This window comes from Ruegeria sp. ABV3_008, assembly GCF_056161185.1.
On the sequence record NZ_JBSWYP010000007.1, the window covers coordinates 31180 to 54303 of the forward strand.

The following is a 23124-nucleotide window of genomic DNA, read 5'->3' on the forward strand; positions in this document are numbered from 1 at the left end:
AATGCCTGTCTTTTCGGAATGCCACAGTGAACAAGTTCACTTTGGCTAAAATTATTTAGGATTTTTTCCAATCGAAGAAACCGGGGCCTGCCTGACGCAGCAGAGTGCCGGCCATTTCCCAGCCCATCTCGGTGGCGTCTTCAATTGCGCCCGTTGTGTTTTCCGCAATAGCCTCTGATCCGTCGGCGCGCAGAACCTCGCCCCGCAGCCGCATTTGACCGTTCTCGATTTCGCAAAGCCCGGCGATGGGGGTCTCGCAAGATCCGTCCAGCCCGGCCAGTAGCGCACGCTCCGCTGTCAGACGTTGACCGGTTTCAGCGTGATGAATCGCTTCAAGCAGTTCGGCGGCCCGGCTGTCTGTTTCGCGGCGTTCAATGCCGATCGCGCCTTGCGCGATGGCGGGCAGCATATCGTCCGTCGAAATCGCGGTGGCAGGGACGTCCTCCATCCCCAGTCTACGGATTCCGGCCATGGCCAGAAAGGTGCAATCAGCCACGCCGTCCGCCAGTTTCTTTAGGCGGGTCTGCACGTTGCCACGAAATTCAACCACATTCAGGTCAGGGCGGCGGTTCAGCAATTGAGCCCTACGCCGCAGGGAAGAGGTGCCGACAACGGCGCCCTCGGGCAGGTCGTGGATCGAGGTGAATTGCGCGGAAATGAACGCATCGCGCACATCCTCTCGAGGCAAAAACGTATCCAACACCAGCCCAGCGGGCTGTTCGACGGGCATATCCTTGGTCGAATGAACGGCGATATCGATATCGCCGCGCAGCATCGCCTCTTCGATTTCCTTCGTGAAAAGGCCTTTGTTGCCGATCTCTTTCAACGGGCGATCTGCGTCGATCATGGCGCGGTTGTCGCCGGTGGTTTTGATCACCACGATCTCAAACGCCTCATCGCTCAACCCAAATGCATTGCGCAGCCTCTGGCGGGTCTCATAAGCTTGTGCCAAAGCCAGCGGAGAGCCTCGGGTGCCAATTTTCAGCGGCGATGCGGGGGTGGGCAGAGTCAGTGTCATGGACACCAGCTTTAGTCGCGTCACATTGCCCTGACAATGGGGGCAGTGCTTGACAAATTGCCACTGAGCGCCGACCCGTGGACGAAACGCAAGATTGAGGGCGATGATGGCTGAGACGAAGAAATTGCTGCGGGCACTGGCCGGAGAGGTTCAGGAGATTCCGCCGATCTGGATGATGCGTCAGGCCGGGCGGTATCTGCCGGAATACCGCGCAACCCGCGCGCAGGCCGGGGATTTCCTGTCGCTTTGCTACAATCCTGAACTGGCAGCCGAGGTCACGTTGCAGCCCATTCGCCGCTATGGGTTTGACGCCGCGATCCTGTTTGCTGACATCCTACTGGTTCCCCAAGCGCTGGGTGCGGATTTGTGGTTTGTCACAGGCGAAGGCCCGCGCCTTTCGACGATCACGCAGCAATCCGACTTTGACGTGTTGAAGCCGGTTGAGGACATTCATGAGACCCTGTCCCCGGTCTATGAAACCGTGCGTATCCTGTCGAAGGAATTGCCGTCCGAGACCACGTTGATCGGATTTGCAGGCGCGCCGTGGACTGTCGCGACCTATATGATCGCAGGGCGCGGCACGCCTGATCAGGGTCCTGCGCATGCGCTGCGCGAGGAGAATAACGCCCTGTTTGAGGCTCTGTTGGAGCGGATTACACTGGCGACGATCGAGTATCTGTCGGCTCAGATCGAGGCCGGGGCCGAGGTGGTCAAGATCTTTGACAGCTGGGCCGGGTCGCTGAAGGGCGACGCGTTCCAGAAATACGCGGTTGAGCCGTGCCGCGTGATCACGCAGGCCATTAAGGCACGCCATCCCGGTATTCCAGTCATTGGCTTCCCGCGTGAAGCGGGCGAAGGCTATGTCGGGTTCGCCAAGGCAACCGGTGTGGATTGCGTCGCGCTGGACAACTCGGTCGCGCCTGACTGGGCGGCGGCGCATGTGCAGGTAGATGGCTGTGTGCAGGGGAACTTGGCCTCGTCCCATATGGTGACGGGCGGTCAAGCGCTGGTGGATGAGACGCGGCGGATTGTTGAGGCGTTCTCCAAAGGACCGCATATCTTCAACCTCGGCCATGGGATTACGCCGGATGCGGATCCTGAGAACGTGCAATTGATGATCGACACGGTGCGCGGGCGGTAAAGGGAAGGGGGCCAGCCCCCTTCTTGGCCTTCGGCCAATTCATCCCCCGGGATATTTTTAGCCAGAGGAAGGGGCGGATCGGTTCTGGGCGGAGAGCTCGTCCAGAATGTCTTGGGTGTGTTCGCCTCGGGCCGGGCTGGGTTTGGCACTCCATTGCGTGGTCGAGAAACGGGGCGCTGCGGCGGCTTGCAAGGTGCCATCCACAGATTGCCAGGTTTGGCGGGTGGTGTTCATGGGGTGGTTTTGCGCCTCAATCGGGTCAAGTACCGGGGCGACGCAGGCATTGGTTTCGTGAAACAGCGCGGCCCAGTGGTCTCGGGGTTTGCTCAGGAACAGGTCTGTCAGTTTCTTCGTTTGGTCCGGCCAGAGTTTGGAGTTGAATTGCTCCTGCAAGTCGGGGTTTTGTGACAGGCCCAGAATGTTCAGGAATTCGGCATAGAATTTTGGCTCAAGGCACTGGACCGTCACAAAGCCATCATCGGCGCAGCGGTAGGTGCGGCTCCAATGTGGACCGTCGAGCAGGCTTTGGCCGCGCGTTTCTGACAGGTTTCCGGTTTGGCGCATGCTCATCAGAAGGTTCATCATATGCGCCGAACCATCGTAGATGGCCGCATCGACGACGGTGCCCTGACCGGTGCGCTGGGCGTTGAGCAAACCAGCGAGGAGGCCGGTGACCAGATACATCGCGCCGCCGCCAATGTCGCCGACGAGGGTTGCTGGGGTTTGCGGAGGTGTTTCAGGTTGCGCCGCGTACCAAAGCGCGCCCGAAAGGGCGATGTAGTTCAGGTCATGCCCGGCGGTTTTGGACAAAGGGCTGTCCTGTCCCCAACCGGTCATGCGACCGTAGACCAGTTTGGGGTTCAGAGCTTGGCAGATTACTGGCCCCAGTCCCAGTTTCTCCATCACGCCGGGGCGGAAGCCTTCGATCAGCGCATCGGCGGTGGTGATGAGTTCCTTGGCGGTGTTCAGGTCGGTTGCATCCTTGAGATCAAGCGCAATGGACCGTTTGCCCCGGTCCAGCACCGAGCGTTCCGGCATGCCGGGTATCACGCCGCCGCCCTTGCGGTGGATGGTGATCACATCCGCGCCGAGATCGGCCAGAAGCATGGCGGCGAAAGGGCCGGGACCCAGGCCTTCGATCTCGATAATGCGTATTCCGTTCAGCATGGATGTCTCCGGCAAGTGCTGCGTTGCCCGGACCCTACAGCAATTCTGCGCAGAGCTCTGTGCGAAATTGGCCTGTTCCACCGGGAGGCGAAACGATAGGGTCTCTGCCAGAACGGGGAAACAGGCATGACCACCATTTTGTCGATTAAGGATTTGCGCAAATCCTATGCGGACGGGTTTGAGGCGCTGAAAGGCGTGTCGCTGGACATTGAGGAAGGTGAAATCCTTGCTCTGCTCGGGCCGAACGGGGCGGGGAAGACAACGCTGATCTCGACCATTTGCGGGATCACCACGCCGACCTCGGGCAGTGTCTCGGTCGGTGGGCATGATATACAGGCCGAGTTCCGCGCCGCCCGCAAAATGATCGGGCTGGTGCCGCAGGAGATCGCGTTGGAGCCGTTCGAGAAGGTCTACAATACGGTCCGGTTTTCCCGAGGTTTGTTTGGCTATGGCAATGACAGCGCGCGGATCGAAGAGATCCTGCGCAAACTGTCGTTGTGGGATAAACGCAAGAACGCGATCAAGGAACTGTCCGGGGGCATGAAGCGTCGCGTTCTGATCGCCAAGGCCTTGGCCCATGAACCGCGCATTCTGTTTCTGGATGAGCCGACAGCCGGTGTCGATGTCGAGCTGCGCAAGGATATGTGGGAGATCGTCGCCGAGCTGAAGCAGGCGGGCGTCACCATCATTTTGACAACGCACTACATCGAAGAAGCCGAAGCCATCGCTGACCGTGTGGGTGTCATCGACAAAGGTGAGCTGCTGCTGGTGCAGGACAAGAAAACCTTGATGGCGCAGATGGGTAAGAAACAGATCGAGGTCATGCTGACCGAGCCGATCTCGGCCATACCGGACGGGTTGGCTGCGCATAATCTGGTTCTGAACGGCAATGGCGATGCGCTGATCTATACCTATGACACCAATGCGGATCGGACCGGGATCACAACGCTGCTGAATGACGTGGCCCAATCGGGGCTGGTTCTGAGGGATGTGCAGACAAGACAATCCAGTCTGGAAGAGATATTCGTCAATCTGGTGTCGGGAGAGGCCGCATGAACTGGACCGCCATTGCCGCCATCTACCGGTTTGAGATGGCCCGCTTCTTCCGCACCTTGGCACAGAGCTTTCTGTCGCCGGTCCTGTCGACCTCACTGTATTTTGTGGTCTTCGGCACGGCCATTGGCAGCCGGATTCAAGAGGTGGAGGGCGTATCATACGGGGCATTCATCGTGCCCGGGCTGATCATGTTGTCGGTGGTCATGCTGGCGATTTCGAACGCGTCTTTTGGGATATATTTCCCAAAGTTTCTGGGCACGATCTATGAGTTGCTCTCTGCCCCGGTCAATTTCATCGAGATTGTCATAGGTTATGTAGGCGCGGCCGCCACCAAGGCGCTGTTCGTCGGTCTGGTGATCCTTGTGACGGCGACATTCTTCGTCGACATCCGGATCGAGCATCCGCTGGCGATGGCCGCGTTTCTGGTGCTGTCCTGCCTCAGCTTCTCGCTGTTGGGGTTCATAATCGGGATATGGGCCAGCAATTTTGAGCAGATGTCGCTGGTTCCGCAGTTGGTTGTCACCCCGCTGATCTTTCTTGGCGGCACGTTCTATTCGATCTCGATGCTGCCGCCACTGTGGCAAACGATCACCCTGTTCAACCCGGTGGTTTACCTGATTTCGGGCTTCCGCTGGTCGTTTTATGGGCTGGCAGATGTACCGATCGTGTTCAGCCTTTTGGCCATCGTGGCCTTCACTGGACTGTGCCTTGCGATCATCTGGTGGATTTTCAAAACGGGCTGGCGCATCCGCAGCTAGATCGCTTTGCGTTTGATTTGAACCGAAATGCGCTGCCCCTCCCTGCGGTCGAACACGCATCTCGGTGGCATTGTCTCAGCTAAAACGCAAATCGCTTTATGGCGTTGCATTTTTGCCCATCGGTGTGAGGAAATTGTCTAACGCCGCGTTTTGCGTTCGGCGAGTCCCTTGTTTCGCCGATGGGGGCACTCTACATCGGCACCCATGAAACTCAGCCTGCCTTTTGTCAAAAAACCGCCCGTCGTGGCCATCGTTCGCCTGTCCGGTGCCATCGGCATGGCCGGGCGCGGCGCGTTGAATGATACCTCGCTGGCACCTGTTCTGGAAAAGGCCTTTCGCAAAGGCAAGCCTGCGGCCGTCGCGCTCGAGGTCAACTCGCCCGGCGGGTCGCCTGTGCAAAGCTCTCTGATCGGCGCGCGTATCCGGCGGCTGTCGGACGAGCTTGAGATACCGGTCGTGGCCTTTGTCGAAGACGTTGCGGCCTCGGGTGGGTATTGGCTGGCGGCGGCAGCGGATGAGATCTGGGCCGATGACAGCTCCGTCCTCGGGTCGATCGGGGTGATCTCGGCCGGGTTCGGCGCACATGAGTTTCTGGTGAAACAAGGTTTTGAGCGGCGCGTTCATACGGCCGGGAAATCTAAATCCATGCTCGACCCGTTCCGCCCGGAAAAGGAAGAGGATGTCGCGCGGCTGGAACGCCTTTTGGAAGACATCCACGAGAATTTCATCACCCATGTTAAAACCCGTCGTGGCGACAAGCTGGACGCAGATGCTGATCTGTTCACCGGTGAAATCTGGCTGGCGCGACGCGCGCAGGAGCTGGGCTTGATCGAAGGCATCGCCCATCTGAAACCCAAGATGCAGGAGCGTTTCGGCGACAAGGTGAAGTTCCGCCGCTACGGCGTGCGCAAACCACTTTGGTCACGTTTCGGTGCCGCGCTGGCGCAGGACGCCGTAGCGGGGCTAGAGGAGCGGGCGGCCTTCGCGCGTTTCGGTCTGTAACGTGATCATCAAGATCGTCACTCTGTTTCTGGTCGCCATGGGTGTTTTGGCGATGTTCGGCAAGCTGCGCTTTCCGGGGCAAAATCGGTTGAGTTCTGCCAAATGTCCGCGTTGCGGTCGGTTCAGGATCGGCAAAGGCCCCTGCGCCTGTGAAAAAGGAGGCCGGACATGACGGCATGGCTGCTCTCCGGCCTCGGATTGGTGATCTTGCTGCTGGCAGGTGATGCGCTGGTGCGCGGTGCGGTCAACCTAAGCCTGCGGCTGGGCGTGCCCGCCCTGATCGTCAGCCTGACGATCGTTGCCTTTGGGACGTCTGCACCCGAGCTTTTGATTGCAATCAGCGCGGTGAAGGAAAACGCACCGGGTATCGCTTTGGGTAACGTCGTTGGCTCCAATACGGCGAATATACTTCTGGTTCTGGGCCTGCCTGCCTTGTTGGCAACGCTGCACACCAGCGAATGCGATAGCCGCAAGAACTATGTCTTCATGCTGTTGGCGAGCATCCTGTTCATTGGCTTGGCCTTCTGCGGGGTGTTCAATCTGATCAGCGGTGCCATTCTGCTGGCTGCCCTTGGGCTGGTGTTGTGGAACGCGTTTCGCGAAGCTAAGGCGCATCGTAAAGCTTGCGCAGATGCAGCCGGGGCATGTGCCGATGACGAAGAGCTGGACGGTCTGGAAGAGGCCGATCCGAACATGCCCTATTGGAAGATCTCGATCTACGTGATCCTTGGCCTGATCGGTCTTCCCATGGGCGCGCATCTTTTGGTCGAAAACGCCACCGAAATCGCCCTGATGTACGGGATCACCGAAACGGTGATCGGTTTGACACTTGTGGCTGTCGGAACGTCTCTGCCTGAATTGGCGACGACTGTTATGGCGGCGCTACGGCGTCAGGCGGATGTGGCGCTTGGAAACGTGATCGGCTCGAACATGTTCAATCTGCTGGCCATCGTCGGCATTGCCACGTGGTTCGGCAACATCCCGGTCGACCCGGAATTTCTTGAATTCGACCTGTGGGTCATGCTGGGCGCATCGCTTCTGCTGATCCCGTTTGTGTTCTTCAAACAGGATATTTCCCGGATTTGGGGTCTGGTGTTGACTTTCCTTTATGCGCTTTATGTCACCACATTGCTGATGTGATCTGACGGAAAGAGGTATCCATGTCCCGAGCGCTAGTCACCGGAGCCGGCATCCGCTTGGGCCGAGCTATGGCCCTTTATCTGGCAGGGCGCGGGTATGATGTCGCCGTCCATTATGCGACCTCGGAACAGCCCGCGGCTGAGACGGTTGCAGAAGTTCAGGCGCTGGGCCGTAAAGCTGTGGCGCTACAGGCCGATCTTCTGGATGAGGCGCAGGTGACCGCCCTGCTGCCTCGCGCGGCTGAGGCTCTGGGCGGGCCGATCACTTGTCTGGTCAATAACGCGTCGGTCTTTGAGTATGACAATATCCACACGGCCACGCGCAAAAGCTGGGACCGGCACCTCGACAGCAACCTGCGCGCGCCCTTTGTTCTGACTCAGGCCATGGCCGAACAGGGCTTGCAACCTGAGACGGATGCGCAGGGAGAGCCGCAGGCCTCTGGCTTGATCGTCAACATGGTCGATATGCGGGTGCGGAAACTGACGCCTGAATTCATGAGCTACACCATCGCCAAGATGGGCCTGTGGGCGCTGACGCGCACGGCTGCCCAAGCGCTGACACCCGCAATCCGCGTCAACGCCATTGGTCCCGGACCGACCATGCAGGGACATCGTCAGAGCGAACAGCACTTCAAAACCCAGCGCGCCAACACAGTACTGGAGCGGGGCTCGAACCCGTCAGATATCACCGCAGCACTGGGCTATTTTCTAGACGCGCATGCTGTCACTGGGCAGCTTTTGTGCGTGGATGGTGGGCAGCATTTGGGATGGCAAACGCCGGATGTGCTGGGCGTAGAATAAGTAAATCCGCTGCAAGTTTTGCACCGCTCTCTTTTGCGTTACCTAGCCGTTACAAAAACGTCTTATTTTTCATACACTTGCTAAGTGCATAAAAAAATAACAATAAAAAACAAATACTTAAGTATATGCCTGTTTTTTGTGCAAATTGACGAACAAGCAAGGAAACAAGGAAGATTCTACGCTCACGGAAACTTATCTTCATACTTATCCACAGAAACCGTGGATTTGTTTTCTCTTGAACTGAAGCGCCCAAGATTGCAGCCATAGACAGAGAATCATATCTCAGGCCCATGACAACCCAGGACGAATCGACACCCGAGCTTCAGCCCACCGGCTATGCCTGCATCCAGCGCTATGTGAAAACGCTGGACAGCTCGCCCGGTGTGTATCGGATGTTGGATGCGGACAGTCGGGTTTTGTATGTGGGTAAGGCGCGGAACCTTAAGGCGCGGGTGTCGAACTATACGCGGCCTGGGCACTCCGGACGGATCGAGAAAATGATCGCCTCAACTGCCTCAATGATGTTCCTGACCACCAGGACCGAGACCGAGGCGCTGCTGCTGGAGCAAAACCTGATCAAGCAGCTCAAGCCCAAGTACAACGTGCTGCTGCGCGACGACAAGAGTTTCCCGAACATTCTGGTCGCCAAGGATCATGCTTATCCTCAGATCAAAAAGCATCGTGGCGCCAAGAAAGAGAAGGGCGCGTATTTCGGCCCTTTTGCCAGCGCAGGCGCGGTGAACCGGACGTTGAACCAGTTGCAAAAGGCATTCCTGCTTCGCAATTGCTCGGATTCCATGTTCGACAGCCGCACGCGGCCTTGTCTTCTGTATCAGATCAAGCGCTGCTCCGGGCCCTGCGTCGGACTGATCTCGGAAGCCGACTACCGCGAAAGCGTCAGGGATGCCGAGCGGTTTCTGTCGGGCAGGTCCACCAAGGTGCAAGAGGATCTGGCCGATCAGATGATGGCCGCGTCCGAGGCGATGGAGTTCGAACGCGCCGCCGGTCTGCGCGACCGTATACGGGCGTTGACCCAGGTGCAGACCAGCCAGGGCATCAACCCGCGTGGAGTGGCCGAGGCGGATGTGATTGGTCTTTATATGGATAGCGGACAGGCCTGCGTGCAGGTGTTCTTCATCCGGGCCAATCAGAACTGGGGGAACAAGGATTTCTACCCTCGGGTCGGGGCCGACGTGTCCCCGGCCGAGGTGATGGAGGCATTCCTCGGCCAGTTCTACGACAACAAGGAACCACCGCGTCAACTGATCCTGTCGGACGGGATCGAAAACGCTGACCTGATGGAGCAAGCGCTGACTGAGAAAGCCGGACGCAAGGTGGAAATCCTCGTCCCGCAGCGCGGTGAGAAACAGGAGTTGGTCGCTGGAGCCCTACGCAACGCGCGTGAGTCGCTTGCCCGCCGCATGTCGGAAAGTGCCACACAGGCCAAGTTGCTGCGTGGTGTGGCTGAGGCGTTTGATCTGGACAACCCGCCGGGTCGAATTGAGGTCTACGACAACTCGCATATTCAGGGCACCAATGCGGTCGGTGGCATGATAGTCGCTGGCCCCGAGGGGTTCATGAAAAACGCCTATCGCAAGTTCAACATTCGCGGCGACGACCTCACGCCCGGTGATGACTTCGGGATGATGAAAGAGGTGCTGACCCGCCGCTTTACCCGCCTGCAAAAGGAAGACCCGGATCGGGGAAAAGGGCTATGGCCGGACCTTCTGCTGATCGATGGCGGTGCCGGGCAGGTGAGTGCCGTGCATGAGATCATGGTCGAGCATGGCGTCGAAGACATCCCGATGGTCGGCGTGGCAAAGGGCGTCGACCGGGATCACGGCAAAGAGGAATTCCACCGGATCGGTCAGCATGCTTTTGCCCTGAAGCGCAACGACCCCGTGCTGTATTTCATCCAGCGCTTGAGGGATGAGGCGCACCGATTTGCCATCGGTACCCACCGCGCGAAACGGGCCAAGGCCGTGGGCGCGACGCCACTGGATGAAATCCCCGGTGTAGGGGCCGCTCGCAAACGTGCTCTGCTCACTCATTTCGGAAGTGCCAAGGCGGTCAGCCGGGCCAATCTGGCGGATCTGAAAGCGGTCGAGGGGATCTCGGCCGGGTTGGCGCAGAAGGTCTATGATTTCTTCCACGACAAGGGCTAGACCTTTCGGCCGCGCCATAGAATATACAACCCCGAGGCTACGATCAGCGCGCTGCCGATCCACATGGTCTGATCCAACGTTTCGCCAAACATCACCACGCCCAGCCCAACGCCAAACAGCAGGCGGGAATAGCGGAACGGTGTAACGGCCGAGACCTCACCCGTTCGCATGGCTTTCATGAGCGAGGCATAGGCGGCAGTGCCCATCAGGATCGCTCCGCCAACGTGCAGGCTGGCGTTGAGGTCCAGCGGAGCCATCGGCACCCCTTCCCAGAACTGATAGGCCAGACCAGCCACGATGATGCAGAGGAAGCCGTAAAAGCCCAGAACCTCGGTCCCCAGCGTCGCGGGTGCGGCGCGGCTGGCCAGATCGCGCCCGGCAAAGCCCAGCATGCCCAGGACGGCCAGGATCGACAGAGCCGAGAAGCTGTCTCCGGTCGGTTGAATGATGACCACGACGCCGATCAGGCCGACCAGAATGGCGCTCCACCGCCGCCAGCCAACGGTTTCGCCGAAGAAAAGCGCGGCACCTGCCACCACGACCAGAGGCGTCGCCTGCAGGATCACGGTCGCCGCTGACAGCGGCGTCAGCGTGATCGCCAGCACGTAGAACATCCGTCCTAGGATTTCGAACAGAACGCGCACTTTCATGGGCCGTGACAGCACATCCCGATGCAACAAGCTGGCGCCACGTAGTAGGGCGACGGCGGCAAAGATGATCGCGCCACCGGCACCGAACAGGATCAGGATCTGCCAGATCGGCAAATGCGCCGAGGCGCCTTTCAACAGCGCATCCTCGAGCGCGAACAGTGCCATGCCCGCGATCATCCATGCGCTTCCGATCAGGTTTGATCGGGGGTCGGTTCGAATATGTGCGGTCATGGTCTTCCGTCGCTGCTGAGCCGTGCGCCAATCTGACCGCAAAGCTGCCCCGGGCCAAGCCGTAACTGGCCGAGAGTTCCTGGTTGCGACCCTTTGACTTTTTGGCCCACAACCCTCTGTGAACCGGTCAGTTTTTCATTTGTCTGTCTTTTCTGTCCTTGGGCGGCGATGTAGTGTCGGTTCATGAAGTGGAACTTGCCCAATATTCTGACCTTGCTCCGCCTGCTGGCCGCGCCCGGTCTGGCTGTGATGTTTTTGTATTTCACCCGTCCCTATGCGGACTGGTTTGCCCTGATCCTGTTCATGTCCGCCGCGATCACCGACTGGTTTGATGGCTATCTGGCGCGGGCCTGGAAACAGGAAACCAAGATGGGTGCGATGCTGGATCCGATTGCCGACAAGGCCATGGTGGTGATCGCGCTGATGATCCTCGTCGGCTATTCGACCGAGCATTGGACCCCGTGGCTGGTGCTGCCCGCCACCGTGATCCTGTTTCGTGAAGTGTTCGTCTCGGGCCTGCGTGAATATCTGGGTGACGTGGCCGGGACACTCAAGGTAACCAAACTGGCCAAGTGGAAGACCACGGCCCAGATGTTTGCCATTGCCATCCTGTTCTCGCAGGGGATTTTTGAGCACAACTTCGTCATGGCCACCTTCGGCATGGATCCCACGATCATAGATCAGGTCTTGACCGGAGAGGCTGAAGACATCAACAACATCCGCTGGCACCTTGAGGGAATGTTCTGGTCAGGGCGCATTGGCCTGTGGCTGCTGTGGATTGCCGCCACGCTGACATTGATCAGCGGCTATGACTACCTACGTAAAGCCATGCCGCATCTGAAGGAGAGCTAACCGATGGACGTGCTGTATTTCGCCTGGGTTCGCGAACGCATCGGCCTGCCGAAAGAAAAGGTCGAAACGCAAGCTGCGACCGTGTCTGATCTGGTAGCTGAACTCAGCGCGCGTGAGGATCGTTATGCTGCGGCCTTTGCCGATCTCTCTGCGCTTCGAGTGGCCTTGGATCAGGAGCTGTCGGATTTTGATGCCCCCTTGGCCGGAGTGCGTGAGGTTGCATTCTTTCCACCGATGACGGGCGGCTGAGATGCGGATCGCGGTTCAGGAAGAGGCGTTTGACCTGGGGGCCGAGGCCAATGCCTTTGCAGCTGGTGATGACGCCAACGGCGCGATCGTGACCTTTACGGGTGTCGTGCGCGATCTGGCCTCGGGCGATCTGGATGTGATGGAGATCGAACATTACCCCGGCATGACCGAACGCGCGCTGACCAAGATCGCGGAAGAGGCCAAGCAGCGTTGGTCTTTGGGCGATGTTCTGGTAATCCACCGCCACGGCAGGCTGGCTCCGGGCGACCGGATCATGATGGTCGCGACAGCCGCACCGCATCGCAAGGATGCGTTTGAAGCGGCTGAATATCTGATGGACTACCTGAAATCCCGCGCACCGTTCTGGAAGAAAGAGATCACCAATTCCGGTGCCGAATGGGTGGCCGCGAAGGACGAAGATGAAGACGCGCTGACGCGGTGGTAAAGGTCGGCGCCGGCACCCGTTTCCAAGTGCCGGGCCAAACGGGATAGGTTAGCTATTCTGTTCCGTATTGCAGGTCCGCGCCGCCTCGATCGCTTTCAAGGTACCATCAAGACTTACGGTAAACCCGCTCTCTTTTTCCGGGAAGACTGTCATGTCGTACTTTTTCATGACGTCCTCAACGAATTGCGGGTTGTTGGCCAGAATGTAGCCTCCTGTATACCCTTCCGCGAGGTGCTTGGTCTTCTTGTAGGCTTTGGCTTCGTAGACATTGCCGTCCAGCGACAGGATGATGTCTTCCTTTTTGCCTTTCAGGCCAATGTCATTCTGAGTGAAGACACCAAGGTATCCCATTTCCTGGTCCTTGGTCAGGCCCATTTGTACGACGTTGTTGTTTTCGTCGACACGTTCAATCAGGCAAGAGCCGCGGGTATCATCCACGTAGATGGTCCAGCCGGATTCCTCGCCCCATTTCGAAAACGTGTCATTCTCGGAAGGGATCACATCGCTCGAGGCGAAGGCGGCAGTTGCGCCAAATGCGACAAGGGTAGCGGCGGTTTTCAAAGTAACTTGGAAATTCATGATAGACTCCAGTTTTACAGAAAAAGGACAGTTCTGTGTGCAGGCAAAAACACACTCATTCATTATGTTGAATTTGTTGAAAAACTAAAGAAACCGGAGTCAGATCGGCTAAAACCCGCCGACCCAAGCCGCGCAGGCGCATTGGGTTTAGCCCGGGATGCGAAGACTCTGCCGCGCTTTCAGCAGTCTTGGGACGTTCGTGTTGCCGGATGACTCAGGAAAAATCCGAAACGCCATCACTAACTCCCACGGCGGCGAATGCTCCCGTTTGGTCGTCTGAACGGAGCGCGAGAAAAAGACTCAGGGGGTCGTATTAGTCCGCGTTGTTGATGCGTCCGCGCATTTCTTCGGCCTCTTGCCGGGCGGCGCGGAGGCCGTCCATGGCAGCGGCCAGTTCTGCCTCGGTTTGGGTCAGCTGGTTGGTCAACTCGGCCTCGCGTTGCTGCAGATAGGTGATGGCCTGATCGCGGGTTTCCTCGGCCTCGTGCAGTTCCTGGCTCATACGGTCCAGATCGGCCACGTCGCTTTGGCGCACGCGGGACAGGCGATGGGCCAGCCAGTTGGCAAACCATCCCATGCAGAAAGCCGCGAACAGGATCACGGCGGTGGCGATGATGAATTCTACTCTGTTCAACTTACTGGTCCTCTGCTTCCGCATCCGGCGCGGTCGTCTCGGTCTGGTCTTCTGATGCGGACGTCTCGGTCTGGTCTTCCGCCTCGGTCTCAAGCGCCTCAAGGCCCGTTTCCGCGGCCTCAGTGGGTTCCGACCGGATCAGGCGGAACTCAATGCGGCGGTTTTCTTCGCGGCCCTCTTCGGTGTCATTGTCGGCGATTGGCTGTGTTTCGCCATAGCCGACGGCCGTATAGCTTGAGGTCGGAATGCGCCGCCCGCGTAGCTCGTTCAGGATTGACTGCGCGCGCGCCTGGCTGAGCTGTTGGTTCATCTCTTCGCGGCCCTGACTGTCGGTATGGCCCTGAATCTCCATCCGGATCGGGCCGCAATCACGCAAGATGTCGGCGATCTGATTGACCGTGTCGCGCGACTCCGCAGCAATGGTGGCCGAGCCCGGCTCGAACGCGATTTTGCTGGTGGCCTGAATTTCAGCGATACCTTCTTCACAAAGTTCAGGATCGGGCAGGGCGTCTTCGGGTTCGGGCGGGGCGACATAGGTGATCGACAGGGTGAAGTTCTGCGCATCGCCCAGCTTGTCTGACAACAGACCTGCGATCCGGGCCTTGGCTTCTTCATCATGGCTGATGCCGTTCAGGTCAACCAACTCGGGCGTTACGGTCAGTGCGCCGTTATGCAGTTGTGACAGGGCCTCAAGCCCGGCCAGAACGCGCACGGGCCAATCCATAGGAAGGTCCGAGGTGATGCGGGTCGCGGTATAGACATTGTCGGACCCAAACGCCGCACGGGCGTAGCTGTCGACCATGTCGCGCAGAACGTCGTCACCGACGCGGCCGCGCAATTGGATCAGGCCCTCAGGGCTGCGGGTGGCAGAGAACTCCACGGGCCCGGTCTCATTCGCGACTTCGGGTTCGGGCAGAACGGCATGCACAGCGAATACCTCGGGCAATGCGTTTTCCAGCTCACCCACGACGCGGTCGAACAGCGCCGGGTCCGTGCCTTGAGCTGCGACCAGAGTGATATCCGCATCCGACATCGTCACCGATCCTTGCCCGATTTCGGCAAGCGCGTTGATGCTCTTTTCTGCGGCTTCCGCCCAGCGAGGGGAGGGTACTCCCAGACCAATGGTGCAGAAGGAGGGTCCGGCAAGACCGGCCTCCTCTGCCGCTGCGATGATCTGATCGCGGGCGTCTTCATCCTGGGAGGAACAGGCGTCGAACTGCCCTCCGGCCTCATCAATCAGGTAGCGCAAAGTGAAAGGCGTGATCACCGGGCGCGGGGCAGATATGGATAGACCAATCCGTACGCTAGGCGGCGCGGCGCGGGTCAGATCTTGCTCGAGCCGCTCTTTTTCCTGCTGGCTGTTGGCAATCGCGGTGATCCGGACAAGGCCGGGGCTGGCCGAGATCTTGGCGCGCGGCAGATCGGACAGGGCCAGCACGGCATAGGCCAGCGCATCATCCCAGCCGTCGGGTTTCGGATAGTCGGCGGTCTCGACCAGGTCCGAGACGGAATGGCCGCTGTCCAGCGCCTGCAACCCGTCCATAAGGGACTCGCGGTCCTCGCTGGCCGGGATCAGGCCGATCACCGAGACACCGCTGTCATTGCGCAGGATTTCCACGGAAAACCTGGGGGCGGCCAGTGCCGACGTGGCGGCCACATCCATCTCATCAATGACCCTGGAGGTATCGACCTCGGTTCCGGCAGCGGTCAGGGCATTGAAGCGGATCGCCTCATCCGGCGCGGTGCCTGTGAGGATGACGCGCAGACCGTCGGATTCGACTTCGGCCCAATTGTGACCTTTCAGGTCGAGCGCACGTCGGACGGCGAATTCCGAGGCGTCCTCGACCTTTGTCACGGCAAAGCCCGCAGCCAAAAGGGACAGTCCGGCAGAGACGAGAAAGATCAGGCAAACAGCTACAAAATAGGGCAGACGCATATGCGGGCTTCAGACTCCTCGGGCGTTTGGGCGGGGTTGTACAGGCCCCGGCGCGCAGGTGCAATCAGAGCAGCAGCGCGACGCAGAGGAAGATCAGCGGAATTAGGCCGGTATCCCGGTTCGACCGGAATAGCATAAGCAATTTGGCATTGTCCTCGATGTTCAGATTGCGCAGCTGCCACAACATATGCCAGCCCATGGCCCATGGTCCGCCCAACGCAATCGTGACAATCCAGAACGGCGAATCCGGCACGCCTGCGTCGATGATCGCCAGCCCCATCAGCGAGATTGTGGCGATCAGAAAATACTTGAGCCATCTGGCCGTATCCGCCCCGAACAACCGCGCAGTGGATTTGACACCGATCAGCGCGTCGTCTTCGGTATCCTGGTGCGCATAGATCGTGTCGTAGAACAGCGTCCACGCGATACCCGCCAGATACAACAGAACCGCAGGCCAGCCCAGCGATCCGGTATGGGCCACCCAGGCCAGCAGCGCGCCCCAGTTGAAGGCTAGCCCCAGAAACACCTGCGGCCACCACGTAAAGCGTTTCGCAAAGGGATAGAGGGCAACTGGCACCAGCGAAAGGACTCCCATGAGGATAGCTCCAGTATTGAAACTGAGCAGGATCCCGAGCGATATCATTGCCTGCAGACCCATCCAGATCACGGCTTGCTGCACGCTAACCTGACCCGATGGGATGGGGCGGGATTTTGTACGTTCGACCTTCGCGTCGAAATGGCGGTCGGTGATGTCGTTCCACGTACAACCCGCGCCGCGCATCAAAAAGGCCCCAAGGGCACAGCCGACCGCGATCCATGCATCCTCCAGCCGAGGCGTGCCATCGCTGAGGATCGCCAGCGCCAGCCCCCACCAGCAGGGGATGAGCAAAAGCCACGTTCCGATGGGCCGATCCGCCCGGCTCAACCTCAGGTAGGGGCGGGTGAAGGCGGGCGCGCGAGTGTCCACCCAATTGCCGGTGACAGCATCAGCGACCTGACCGTCTGGTGTTGGAGCATTGCCTTGCATATGTAGGGTCTCATGAGTGCGAAGATCAGACTGTATGTAGAGCAGCCCTTGGGTCAGGGGCAATCGGTTCCTTTGGCGCGTGAGCAGGCGCATTACCTGTTCGGTGTGATGCGGCAATCCGTCGGCGCGCAGATTGCGCTGTTTAATGGCCGGGATGGCGAATGGTTGACCGAAGTCTCTGAGGCGGGCAAGCGCGGTGGCGTTCTGTCCTGCCTGCAGCAGACCAAGCCTTTACAGCTGCCACCGGATTTGTGGTTCCTTTTTGCGCCGATCAAAAAGGCGCGCACGGATTTCGTTGTAGAGAAGGCCGCAGAAATGGGGGCCGCGCGCATTCTACCTGTGCAGACAGAGTACACAAATTCCGAGCGTATCCGGCAGGACCGGCTTCAGGCACATGCGGTCGAGGCCGCCGAACAATGCGGCGGTACCTTTGTGCCCGAGGTCGCGGAACTGCAAAAACTGGACCGCATGCTGGATACTTGGCCTCAGGATCGGCAGTTGATGTTCTGCAATGAGGCCGAGGTCGGTTCAGCCCTACGATTGGCCGAGCAGGAAAAAGGCCAGCCCTGGGCCATTCTAATTGGCCCCGAAGGCGGGTTTTCGGACCAAGAGCGCGCCCGTTTGACCGCACTGCCCTTTTCGCACGTGGTTAGCCTCGGCCCGCGTATTCTGCGTGCTGATACAGCGGCGGTGGCCGCGCTGACCATGTGGCAGCAGGCTTTAGGGGATTGGTTCTGAAGCACTCCTTTAAGGAATGACGGATTTCTGTCTTAGCTACACTTAGCAAAAATAAGTTGTTTCCATCCGAAAGGCTCGAATGCTTTCGACCAAGCCGCAATCTTTCGCCCAGGACGGCGTTTGTTCGCGCTGGTGGCGTCTTTTCGACAATGGTTTTGCGGACTATGTGCCCTCGGGTCAATTGGATTATTTTGGCCGCCGAAGAGACACTGGATTATCTCAGTCTTGTTTTGCTGCAGGGCGACATACCAGTCCTGAGCCTCCGTCAGTTTCTGCTGAGGTTATCCGTTTTCAGTTCTTCGTATCGTGAATTGTCATATCTTTGGCGACTGGAAAGACCCGGCTTGTGTTGGCGAGATAGGTGAACCGGTCAACTGTGACACAGAGCTGTCCGAACGGTTCTTAAGAATCCTTTAACCGATTTTTTGCTATTCAAAGTTGAATTGAAATCAGGAGCATTGGCACCATGAAGACTTGGTTGTCGGTTGTGATGACCTTAATCGTTTTGGCTGGGTGCAGTAAGGATTTGCAAGGCACGCGGTCATTTGGCGCTGCCGAACCCGCCGCGCAGCCTGTGGCGACACGAAGCAACCTGAATGGTAGTGTTGCGCGCACGGAATTTGCCGAGCTGGTGCGCAGATCCGTTGCCACCTCTCCAACGACTGCGGCGGGAACCGCCAATGTTCTAGCTTCGCAATCTCGGATCGAGGCTGAAAGAGGTGCGTTCCGACCCCAGCTGAACGCCGAAACTTCTCTGACGTCCGATGGGGATACGGTTCCGATCCTACGCCTAAGCCAGATCATCTATGACGGCGGCAAGGTCTCGAGCCGTGTCGGGCTGCGCCAGATCGAGGCGCGCCAGACCTGGCTGAGCGAGCTGTCCGAGCTGAGCGCCCAAAGCTTTGAGGCGATTGAGGCCATCATCGACCTTGACCGCAACCGGCGTCTTGAAGAGCAGGCCCGGCAGAACCTTGAACGTACCGAGGCACTGGTCAGCGATCTGCAATCCCGGTTCGATGCAGGTGCCGGATCGGTGGCTGATCTGCTGGCTGGTCAGGGCCGCCAGTCCAATGCTGAGACCGAGTTATTGCAGGCCGAAACGGATGTCGACCTGGCAACAGCCACCTGGATCGAAGTGTTCGGCAGCCGCCCGAGTGCCATTCCAACCATCCCTCCGGCCCCGGTTTTGTCGGGCACAACCTCGCAGGCTATGGTCGAACGCAGCCCGCGTCTACGAACACAGGTCGCCGTCAGTGAGGTGCGCCAGCAAGAGGTTGTCGTGGCCGAGCGCGCGACGCGCCCAACCTTGTCCGCGATCCTAGAGACCGACTTTAACGAAGGCAGTATCGACAATGGGGCGCAAGCCCGTCTGGGCGTCAATGTCCCGATCTATCAGGGTGGCTCGGCCCGCGCCAATGTGGAAACGGCAAGGGCCAACTTCCAGAAAAGTGAGGCTGATGCGGAAGAGCTGCGCCGCGAATTGCAGCGCAATCTGTCTCAGGCTCTGGAAGAGACGAACTCGATCCAGCAGCGTCTTGCGACGGCCCGCCGAGCGGTTGAGATCAACGAACAGGCACTTGATGCGGCGCGGGGGCAGTTCAACATCGGGCGTTCGACCATCGTGCAGATTCTGGATGCTCTGCGCGAGCTGAACCTGGCTCAGGTCCGGGTGATCCAGCTTGAGGCACAGGCGCGTCGGGCTGAATATGCGGTGCTTGCGGTGACAGGTGATATTCTGGATGCGCTGGGCGTCGCACAACCAACTGACCCAACCTTGTGATATCCCCATGACACTAACCGCCACAGACCCTCTGATCACACATCTTCAGCTTTTTGAAAGAGCGGTTGGGCCACGGGCTGGGCGAAAGCCGGACGTGATCCCGGGCATGGTTGCGCAGGTCGATATGCTGTCTGAGCCGAAGACAGTGCTGGAGTATCTAACCAAACCGGTGATCCGCGTCAAAGACCTCGCCTTCCGTGATTAGGTCGGGAAACGAAGCACCCCCTTGAACTATGCACCGCTCGGCCCGATTTTGAGGGGGCTGGGGATTGCCCAAACGTCCAAGCGCTGAAACAGGAACACCGATATGAGTTTCATTCGACCCGAAGCCAAATTGGCCCTCTGGCGCTGGCGCGAGGTTGTCGCTGCCGGTTTTGTTCTGGTTCTGGGCCTCAGCTGGGTGAGCGGACCCGGCGGTCTGCTGGGCGTCCTTGGTTGGATACTGGTGGCAGTCGCAGTCGCTCTGACCGTGATCGGCGTGCAGCGTGCCCGGTTTCGCACCGGCGCAGGCGGGCAGGGCGTGGTCAGCGTCGATGAGGGGCAGATCACCTATCTCGGCCCGCTGGATGGCGGCATGGTGGCAACGCGCGAGATTGAGCGACTCGCGCTTGATCCGACTTCAAGCCCGGCGCATTGGGTGCTGGACCAACCGGGGCAACCTACGCTTCACATTCCTGTGAATGCGGAAGGGGCCGAGGCGCTGTTCGATGTGTTCTCGGCGTTGCCGGGATTGAAAACGCAACAGATGTTGGCCGAACTTCACGGCGGGTCACGCCATCCGGTGGTGATCTGGGAAAAAACCTCCTCTCGCCCGGCCCACCTTAGGCTGCATTGACACTGGCGCGGTTTGCGCTCAGGACTGACCGATAAGACAGACACATCAGGATCGGAGATCGGTTCATGTCCATCCCTCAGTCCGGCGGCGGTCCGATCGAGCGCCACGAGCAATTGGCCGAATATCTGGAATCGGGCTGCAAGCCCAAGGCCGATTGGCGTATCGGGACCGAGCATGAGAAGTTCGGCTATTGCAAAGACACCCTCAAACCGCTGCCTTTCGAAGGCAAACGGTCCATTGTTGCGGTGCTTGAAGGGCTGCGCGACCGCCATGGCTGGGCCGAGGTGCGCGAAGCGGGCCATCTGATCGGTCTTGAAAAAGATGGCGCAAATGTCAGCCTTGAACCCGGCGGTGCGCTGGAACTGTCGGGCGCTCCGCTCGAGACGATCCACGAGACCTGCGATGAAGTGAACACCCACCTGCGCGAGGTGAAGGATATCGCCGACGAGATCGGTGTGGGCTTCATCGGTCTGGGCGCGGCTCCGATCTGGACCCACGAAGAGATGCCGCTGATGCCCAAAGGGCGCTATCGGCTGATGAACGACTACATGGAAGAAGTCGGCACTATGGGCCGCGCCATGATGCGCCGGACCTGTACCGTTCAGGTCAATATCGACTTTGGGTCTGAGGCCGACATGGTGCAGAAACTGCGCGTGGCGCTGGCGCTGCAACCGGTGGCAACGGCGCTGTTCGCAAACTCTCCGTTCTTTGAGGGCAAGGTGAACGGCCAGAAAAGTTGGCGCAGCCATATCTGGCGGCATCTGGACGATGCGCGCACCGGCATGCTGCCTTTTGTCTTCGAAGAAGGCTTCGGGTTCGAGCGTTACGTGCAATACGCGCTCGATGTGCCGATGTATTTCGTCTATCGCGATGGCCAGTATATCAACGCGCTGGGCATGTCCTTCCGCGACTTCCTGAAGGGCGAGCTGCCTGCTCTGCCGGGTGAGACACCGACTCTGTCCGATTGGGCCGACCATCTGACCACGGCCTTCCCCGAAGCGCGGATCAAGAAATTCATGGAGATGCGCGGTGCCGATGGTGGTCCGTGGCGTCGTCTGTGCGCGCTGCCGGCCTTCTGGGTCGGCCTGACCTATGACCAAACCGCGTTGGATGCGGCGTGGGATCTGGTCAAAGGCTGGGATGCTGAAACCCGCGAGGAACTGCGTGTTCAGGCGGCAGTCAAAGGCCTGCAGGCCCAGGTCGGAGACATCAACATGCACGATCTGGCGCGTGAGGTCGTGGCGATCTCTGAGGCTGGTCTGAAAGCCCGTGCTTTCCCCGGTGCTGGCGGTCTGGTCCCGGATGAGACGCATTTTCTGAACGCGTTGAAGGAGAGCATCGACACCGGCAAGGTGCCCGCCGATGAGTTGCTGGAACACTACAATGGCGACTGGAACGGCGACCTGACCCGGATTTTCCCCGAATACAGCTATTGATCCGCCCGGTCCCGCTTGCATTCGCGGGGCTGGCCCGATAGCAGGTTGGCGACCAAATTCAGAGGGCGTCATGGACGATCTTAAGGCAAAATATCTGGGCCAAATCGCCGAGGCCGGCGACGAGAACGCGCTTGAGGCGATCCGCGTTGCTGCCGTGGGCAAAAAAGGCGAGGTCGCGCTGAAGATGCGCGAGCTGGGCAAGATGACGCCCGAAGAGCGTCAGGTCGCAGGCCCTGCGTTGAACGCCCTGAAGGATGAGATCAACTCGGCGCTCTCCGCGAAGAAGGCCGCTCTGGCCGATGCCGCGCTGGATGAACGTCTGCGCGCCGAATGGCTGGACGTCACCCTGCCGACCCGCGCGCGCCGTGAGGGCTCGATCCACCCGATCAGCCAGGCGACCGAGGAACTGACCGCGATTTTTGCTGAACTTGGCTTTGCCGTGGCTGAAGGTCCTCGGATCGAGGACGACTGGTATAACTTTGACGCGCTGAACATCCCCGGCCACCACCCTGCACGGGCCGAGATGGATACGTTCTACATGCATCGCGGCGAGGGCGATGATCGCCCGCCGCATGTGCTGCGGACCCATACCTCTCCGGTGCAAATCCGCTCGATGGAGAAACAGGGCGCGCCGATCCGCGTGATCTGTCCGGGCGGTGTGTACCGTGCTGACTATGACCAGACCCATACGCCGATGTTCCATCAGGTCGAGGGGCTGGCGATCGACAAAGACATCTCGATGGCGAACCTGAAATGGGTTCTGGAAGAGTTCGTGAAGGCGTTTTTCGAGGTCGATGACGTCGAACTGCGCTTCCGCGCCTCGCACTTCCCCTTCACCGAGCCGTCGGCCGAGGTCGATATCCGCTGTTCCTGGGACAATGGTCAGCTGAAGATCGGCGAGGGCGACGACTGGATGGAGATTCTGGGCTCCGGCATGGTCCACCCCAAGGTGATCGCTGCTGGTGGTATTGATCCAGAGATCTACCAAGGCTTTGCGTTCGGGATTGGGATCGACCGTCTGGCGATGCTGAAATATGGCATTCCTGACCTGCGGGCGTTCTTTGATAGCGACTTGCGCTGGCTGCGCCACTACGGGTTTGCGGCGTTGGATATGCCGAACCTGCATGGTGGTTTGTCGCGTTGAAGCGAGACCGCGATTTTGCCCGAGAACTACTTCTCAGGATGCAGGATAGCCGCGAGGGATTTATTCTGCATGTAATGGTTTTGGACGCTACCGAAAAGGATTTGAAGCTAGATCACCATCTTGATCTTCTGATGGATGAGGGTTTGGTAGCCAAAAAGGGTAGAGATGGATTTCGTCTGACGCCTTTGGGACATGATGCCGTCGAAGCCATCGAAAAACCCGAAACTTGGGTCAAACTTCGCAATGCTGCGCCACAAGAAGCTTACGAAATAGTCAAAGGCATCGGTTCGTCGTTGGCGGTTAGCGCACTTTCCAAAGTGATGGGCTGGGGTTAACCGGTT

General features: G+C 59.1%; 24 protein-coding genes. 17 read left to right on the forward strand and 7 right to left on the reverse strand.

Going from position 1 to position 23124, the window contains the following annotated elements; genetic code table 11:
• Window positions 1–55 precede the first annotated feature (55 nt).
• A complete protein-coding gene (gene hemC, locus ACXAH8_RS13210; protein WP_475219103.1) occupies window positions 56–1018 on the reverse strand; it encodes a hydroxymethylbilane synthase in 963 nt (320 codons plus the stop codon).
• A 106-nt stretch (window positions 1019–1124) separates the two neighbouring features.
• Between hemC and hemE the strand changes: the two genes are divergently transcribed.
• On the forward strand, window positions 1125–2159 hold the full coding sequence (hemE, locus tag ACXAH8_RS13215; protein WP_170469275.1) for a uroporphyrinogen decarboxylase: 1035 nt from the start codon (window positions 1125–1127) through the stop codon (window positions 2157–2159).
• A gap of 57 nt (window positions 2160–2216) precedes the next feature.
• Here hemE and ACXAH8_RS13220 read toward each other — a convergent pair whose 3' ends face one another.
• Window positions 2217–3326, reverse strand: coding sequence for a CaiB/BaiF CoA transferase family protein (locus ACXAH8_RS13220; RefSeq protein ID WP_475219105.1), 1110 nt, complete (start codon window positions 3324–3326; stop codon window positions 2217–2219).
• A gap of 126 nt (window positions 3327–3452) precedes the next feature.
• On the opposite strand from ACXAH8_RS13220, the gene ACXAH8_RS13225 reads away from it, so the two are divergent.
• From ACXAH8_RS13225 to uvrC, 6 genes are all read left to right on the forward strand, one after another.
• Entirely contained in the window at window positions 3453–4382 is a 930-nt protein-coding gene (locus ACXAH8_RS13225; RefSeq protein ID WP_170481060.1) for an ABC transporter ATP-binding protein, read from the forward strand.
• Entirely contained in the window at window positions 4379–5140 is a 762-nt protein-coding gene (locus tag ACXAH8_RS13230) for an ABC transporter permease (protein WP_170642333.1), read from the forward strand. Before ACXAH8_RS13225 ends, ACXAH8_RS13230 begins: the two co-directional genes overlap by 4 nt.
• A 204-nt stretch (window positions 5141–5344) precedes the next feature.
• A complete protein-coding gene (locus ACXAH8_RS13235) occupies window positions 5345–6142 on the forward strand; it encodes a S49 family peptidase (RefSeq protein WP_475219109.1) in 798 nt (265 codons plus the stop codon).
• Window positions 6143–6310: 168 nt separating this feature from the next.
• Window positions 6311–7282, forward strand: coding sequence for a calcium/sodium antiporter (locus ACXAH8_RS13240; RefSeq protein WP_170642337.1), 972 nt, complete (start codon window positions 6311–6313; stop codon window positions 7280–7282).
• Window positions 7283–7302: 20 nt separating this feature from the next.
• Window positions 7303–8082 (forward strand): SDR family oxidoreductase, encoded by a 780-nt coding sequence (locus ACXAH8_RS13245; RefSeq protein WP_170681589.1) that lies wholly within the window; start codon window positions 7303–7305, stop codon window positions 8080–8082.
• A gap of 290 nt (window positions 8083–8372) precedes the next feature.
• Window positions 8373–10247: an excinuclease ABC subunit UvrC gene (uvrC, locus tag ACXAH8_RS13250; protein ID WP_475219112.1), complete on the forward strand. Its 1875-nt coding sequence runs from the start codon at window positions 8373–8375 to the stop codon at window positions 10245–10247.
• On the opposite strand, the gene ACXAH8_RS13255 is transcribed toward uvrC, so the two are convergent.
• On the reverse strand, window positions 10244–11128 hold the full coding sequence (locus ACXAH8_RS13255) for a DMT family transporter (RefSeq protein ID WP_475219114.1): 885 nt from the start codon (window positions 11126–11128) through the stop codon (window positions 10244–10246). The genes uvrC and ACXAH8_RS13255 overlap by 4 nt on opposite strands.
• A 183-nt stretch (window positions 11129–11311) precedes the next feature.
• Here ACXAH8_RS13255 and pgsA point away from each other — a divergent pair, with 183 nt between their 5' ends.
• From pgsA to ACXAH8_RS13270, 3 genes are read left to right on the forward strand one after another with little or no spacing between them, the layout of a single operon-like run.
• On the forward strand, window positions 11312–11980 hold the full coding sequence (pgsA, locus tag ACXAH8_RS13260; RefSeq protein ID WP_170379168.1) for a CDP-diacylglycerol--glycerol-3-phosphate 3-phosphatidyltransferase: 669 nt from the start codon (window positions 11312–11314) through the stop codon (window positions 11978–11980).
• Window positions 11981–11983: 3 nt separating this feature from the next.
• Window positions 11984–12229: a molybdopterin converting factor subunit 1 gene (moaD, locus tag ACXAH8_RS13265; RefSeq protein ID WP_170379166.1), complete on the forward strand. Its 246-nt coding sequence runs from the start codon at window positions 11984–11986 to the stop codon at window positions 12227–12229.
• A 1-nt stretch (window position 12230) separates the two neighbouring features.
• Window positions 12231–12674 carry a molybdopterin synthase catalytic subunit gene (locus tag ACXAH8_RS13270; protein WP_170491199.1) on the forward strand — a complete coding sequence of 148 codons (444 nt, stop codon included), beginning with the start codon at window positions 12231–12233 and terminating at the stop codon, window positions 12672–12674.
• Window positions 12675–12722: 48 nt separating this feature from the next.
• Here the strand turns inward: ACXAH8_RS13270 and ACXAH8_RS13275 are convergent, their stop codons facing one another.
• The 4 genes from ACXAH8_RS13275 to ubiA form a co-directional block, all read right to left on the reverse strand.
• Window positions 12723–13253, reverse strand: coding sequence for a hypothetical protein (locus ACXAH8_RS13275; RefSeq protein WP_475219119.1), 531 nt, complete (start codon window positions 13251–13253; stop codon window positions 12723–12725).
• Between the two features lie 313 nt (window positions 13254–13566).
• Window positions 13567–13887 (reverse strand): hypothetical protein, encoded by a 321-nt coding sequence (locus ACXAH8_RS13280; protein ID WP_170379160.1) that lies wholly within the window; start codon window positions 13885–13887, stop codon window positions 13567–13569.
• Window position 13888: 1 nt separating this feature from the next.
• On the reverse strand, window positions 13889–15823 hold the full coding sequence (locus ACXAH8_RS13285; protein WP_475219121.1) for an OmpA family protein: 1935 nt from the start codon (window positions 15821–15823) through the stop codon (window positions 13889–13891).
• Window positions 15824–15887: 64 nt separating this feature from the next.
• Window positions 15888–16850, reverse strand: a complete 963-nt coding sequence (ubiA, locus tag ACXAH8_RS13290) for a 4-hydroxybenzoate octaprenyltransferase (RefSeq protein WP_475219123.1) — start codon at window positions 16848–16850, stop codon at window positions 15888–15890.
• Window positions 16851–16862: 12 nt separating this feature from the next.
• On the opposite strand from ubiA, the gene ACXAH8_RS13295 reads away from it, so the two are divergent.
• The 7 genes from ACXAH8_RS13295 to ACXAH8_RS13325 all read left to right on the forward strand — a co-directional run bounded on the left by ACXAH8_RS13295 (window position 16863) and on the right by ACXAH8_RS13325 (window position 23118).
• Complete coding sequence (locus ACXAH8_RS13295) at window positions 16863–17588, forward strand: 16S rRNA (uracil(1498)-N(3))-methyltransferase (protein WP_475219125.1); 726 nt, start codon at window positions 16863–16865, stop codon at window positions 17586–17588.
• Window positions 17589–18054: 466 nt separating this feature from the next.
• Entirely contained in the window at window positions 18055–19368 is a 1314-nt protein-coding gene (locus ACXAH8_RS13300) for a TolC family protein (RefSeq protein ID WP_475219127.1), read from the forward strand.
• 7 nt (window positions 19369–19375) lie between these two features.
• Window positions 19376–19573: a hypothetical protein gene (locus tag ACXAH8_RS13305; RefSeq protein WP_475219129.1), complete on the forward strand. Its 198-nt coding sequence runs from the start codon at window positions 19376–19378 to the stop codon at window positions 19571–19573.
• A 102-nt stretch (window positions 19574–19675) separates the two neighbouring features.
• A complete protein-coding gene (locus ACXAH8_RS13310) occupies window positions 19676–20203 on the forward strand; it encodes a hypothetical protein (RefSeq protein ID WP_475219131.1) in 528 nt (175 codons plus the stop codon).
• Window positions 20204–20268: 65 nt separating this feature from the next.
• The gene (locus ACXAH8_RS13315) at window positions 20269–21639 is read left to right on the forward strand and encodes a glutamate--cysteine ligase (RefSeq protein ID WP_170469213.1); all 1371 of its coding nucleotides are present in this window, start codon (window positions 20269–20271) and stop codon (window positions 21637–21639) included.
• Window positions 21640–21709: 70 nt separating this feature from the next.
• The gene (pheS, locus tag ACXAH8_RS13320) at window positions 21710–22783 is read left to right on the forward strand and encodes a phenylalanine--tRNA ligase subunit alpha (protein WP_475219135.1); all 1074 of its coding nucleotides are present in this window, start codon (window positions 21710–21712) and stop codon (window positions 22781–22783) included.
• Between the two features lie 38 nt (window positions 22784–22821).
• Window positions 22822–23118 (forward strand): hypothetical protein, encoded by a 297-nt coding sequence (locus ACXAH8_RS13325; RefSeq protein WP_475219137.1) that lies wholly within the window; start codon window positions 22822–22824, stop codon window positions 23116–23118.
• Window positions 23119–23124 lie beyond the last annotated feature (6 nt).

Coding starts and splice junctions, on each gene's coding strand:
- hemC (WP_475219103.1), bottom strand. CDS start 1,018: ATGACACTGACTCTGCCCACCCCCGCATCGCCGCTGAAAATTGGCACC.
- hemE (WP_170469275.1), top strand. CDS start 1,125: ATGGCTGAGACGAAGAAATTGCTGCGGGCACTGGCCGGAGAGGTTCAG.
- ACXAH8_RS13220 (WP_475219105.1), bottom strand. CDS start 3,326: ATGCTGAACGGAATACGCATTATCGAGATCGAAGGCCTGGGTCCCGGC.
- ACXAH8_RS13225 (WP_170481060.1), top strand. CDS start 3,453: ATGACCACCATTTTGTCGATTAAGGATTTGCGCAAATCCTATGCGGAC.
- ACXAH8_RS13230 (WP_170642333.1), top strand. CDS start 4,379: ATGAACTGGACCGCCATTGCCGCCATCTACCGGTTTGAGATGGCCCGC.
- ACXAH8_RS13235 (WP_475219109.1), top strand. CDS start 5,345: ATGAAACTCAGCCTGCCTTTTGTCAAAAAACCGCCCGTCGTGGCCATC.
- ACXAH8_RS13240 (WP_170642337.1), top strand. CDS start 6,311: ATGACGGCATGGCTGCTCTCCGGCCTCGGATTGGTGATCTTGCTGCTG.
- ACXAH8_RS13245 (WP_170681589.1), top strand. CDS start 7,303: ATGTCCCGAGCGCTAGTCACCGGAGCCGGCATCCGCTTGGGCCGAGCT.
- uvrC (WP_475219112.1), top strand. CDS start 8,373: ATGACAACCCAGGACGAATCGACACCCGAGCTTCAGCCCACCGGCTAT.
- ACXAH8_RS13255 (WP_475219114.1), bottom strand. CDS start 11,128: ATGACCGCACATATTCGAACCGACCCCCGATCAAACCTGATCGGAAGC.
- pgsA (WP_170379168.1), top strand. CDS start 11,312: ATGAAGTGGAACTTGCCCAATATTCTGACCTTGCTCCGCCTGCTGGCC.
- moaD (WP_170379166.1), top strand. CDS start 11,984: ATGGACGTGCTGTATTTCGCCTGGGTTCGCGAACGCATCGGCCTGCCG.
- ACXAH8_RS13270 (WP_170491199.1), top strand. CDS start 12,231: ATGCGGATCGCGGTTCAGGAAGAGGCGTTTGACCTGGGGGCCGAGGCC.
- ACXAH8_RS13275 (WP_475219119.1), bottom strand. CDS start 13,253: ATGAATTTCCAAGTTACTTTGAAAACCGCCGCTACCCTTGTCGCATTT.
- ACXAH8_RS13285 (WP_475219121.1), bottom strand. CDS start 15,823: ATGCGTCTGCCCTATTTTGTAGCTGTTTGCCTGATCTTTCTCGTCTCT.
- ubiA (WP_475219123.1), bottom strand. CDS start 16,850: ATGCAAGGCAATGCTCCAACACCAGACGGTCAGGTCGCTGATGCTGTC.
- ACXAH8_RS13295 (WP_475219125.1), top strand. CDS start 16,863: ATGAGTGCGAAGATCAGACTGTATGTAGAGCAGCCCTTGGGTCAGGGG.
- ACXAH8_RS13300 (WP_475219127.1), top strand. CDS start 18,055: ATGAAGACTTGGTTGTCGGTTGTGATGACCTTAATCGTTTTGGCTGGG.
- ACXAH8_RS13305 (WP_475219129.1), top strand. CDS start 19,376: ATGACACTAACCGCCACAGACCCTCTGATCACACATCTTCAGCTTTTT.
- ACXAH8_RS13310 (WP_475219131.1), top strand. CDS start 19,676: ATGAGTTTCATTCGACCCGAAGCCAAATTGGCCCTCTGGCGCTGGCGC.
- ACXAH8_RS13315 (WP_170469213.1), top strand. CDS start 20,269: ATGTCCATCCCTCAGTCCGGCGGCGGTCCGATCGAGCGCCACGAGCAA.
- pheS (WP_475219135.1), top strand. CDS start 21,710: ATGGACGATCTTAAGGCAAAATATCTGGGCCAAATCGCCGAGGCCGGC.
- ACXAH8_RS13325 (WP_475219137.1), top strand. CDS start 22,822: ATGCAGGATAGCCGCGAGGGATTTATTCTGCATGTAATGGTTTTGGAC.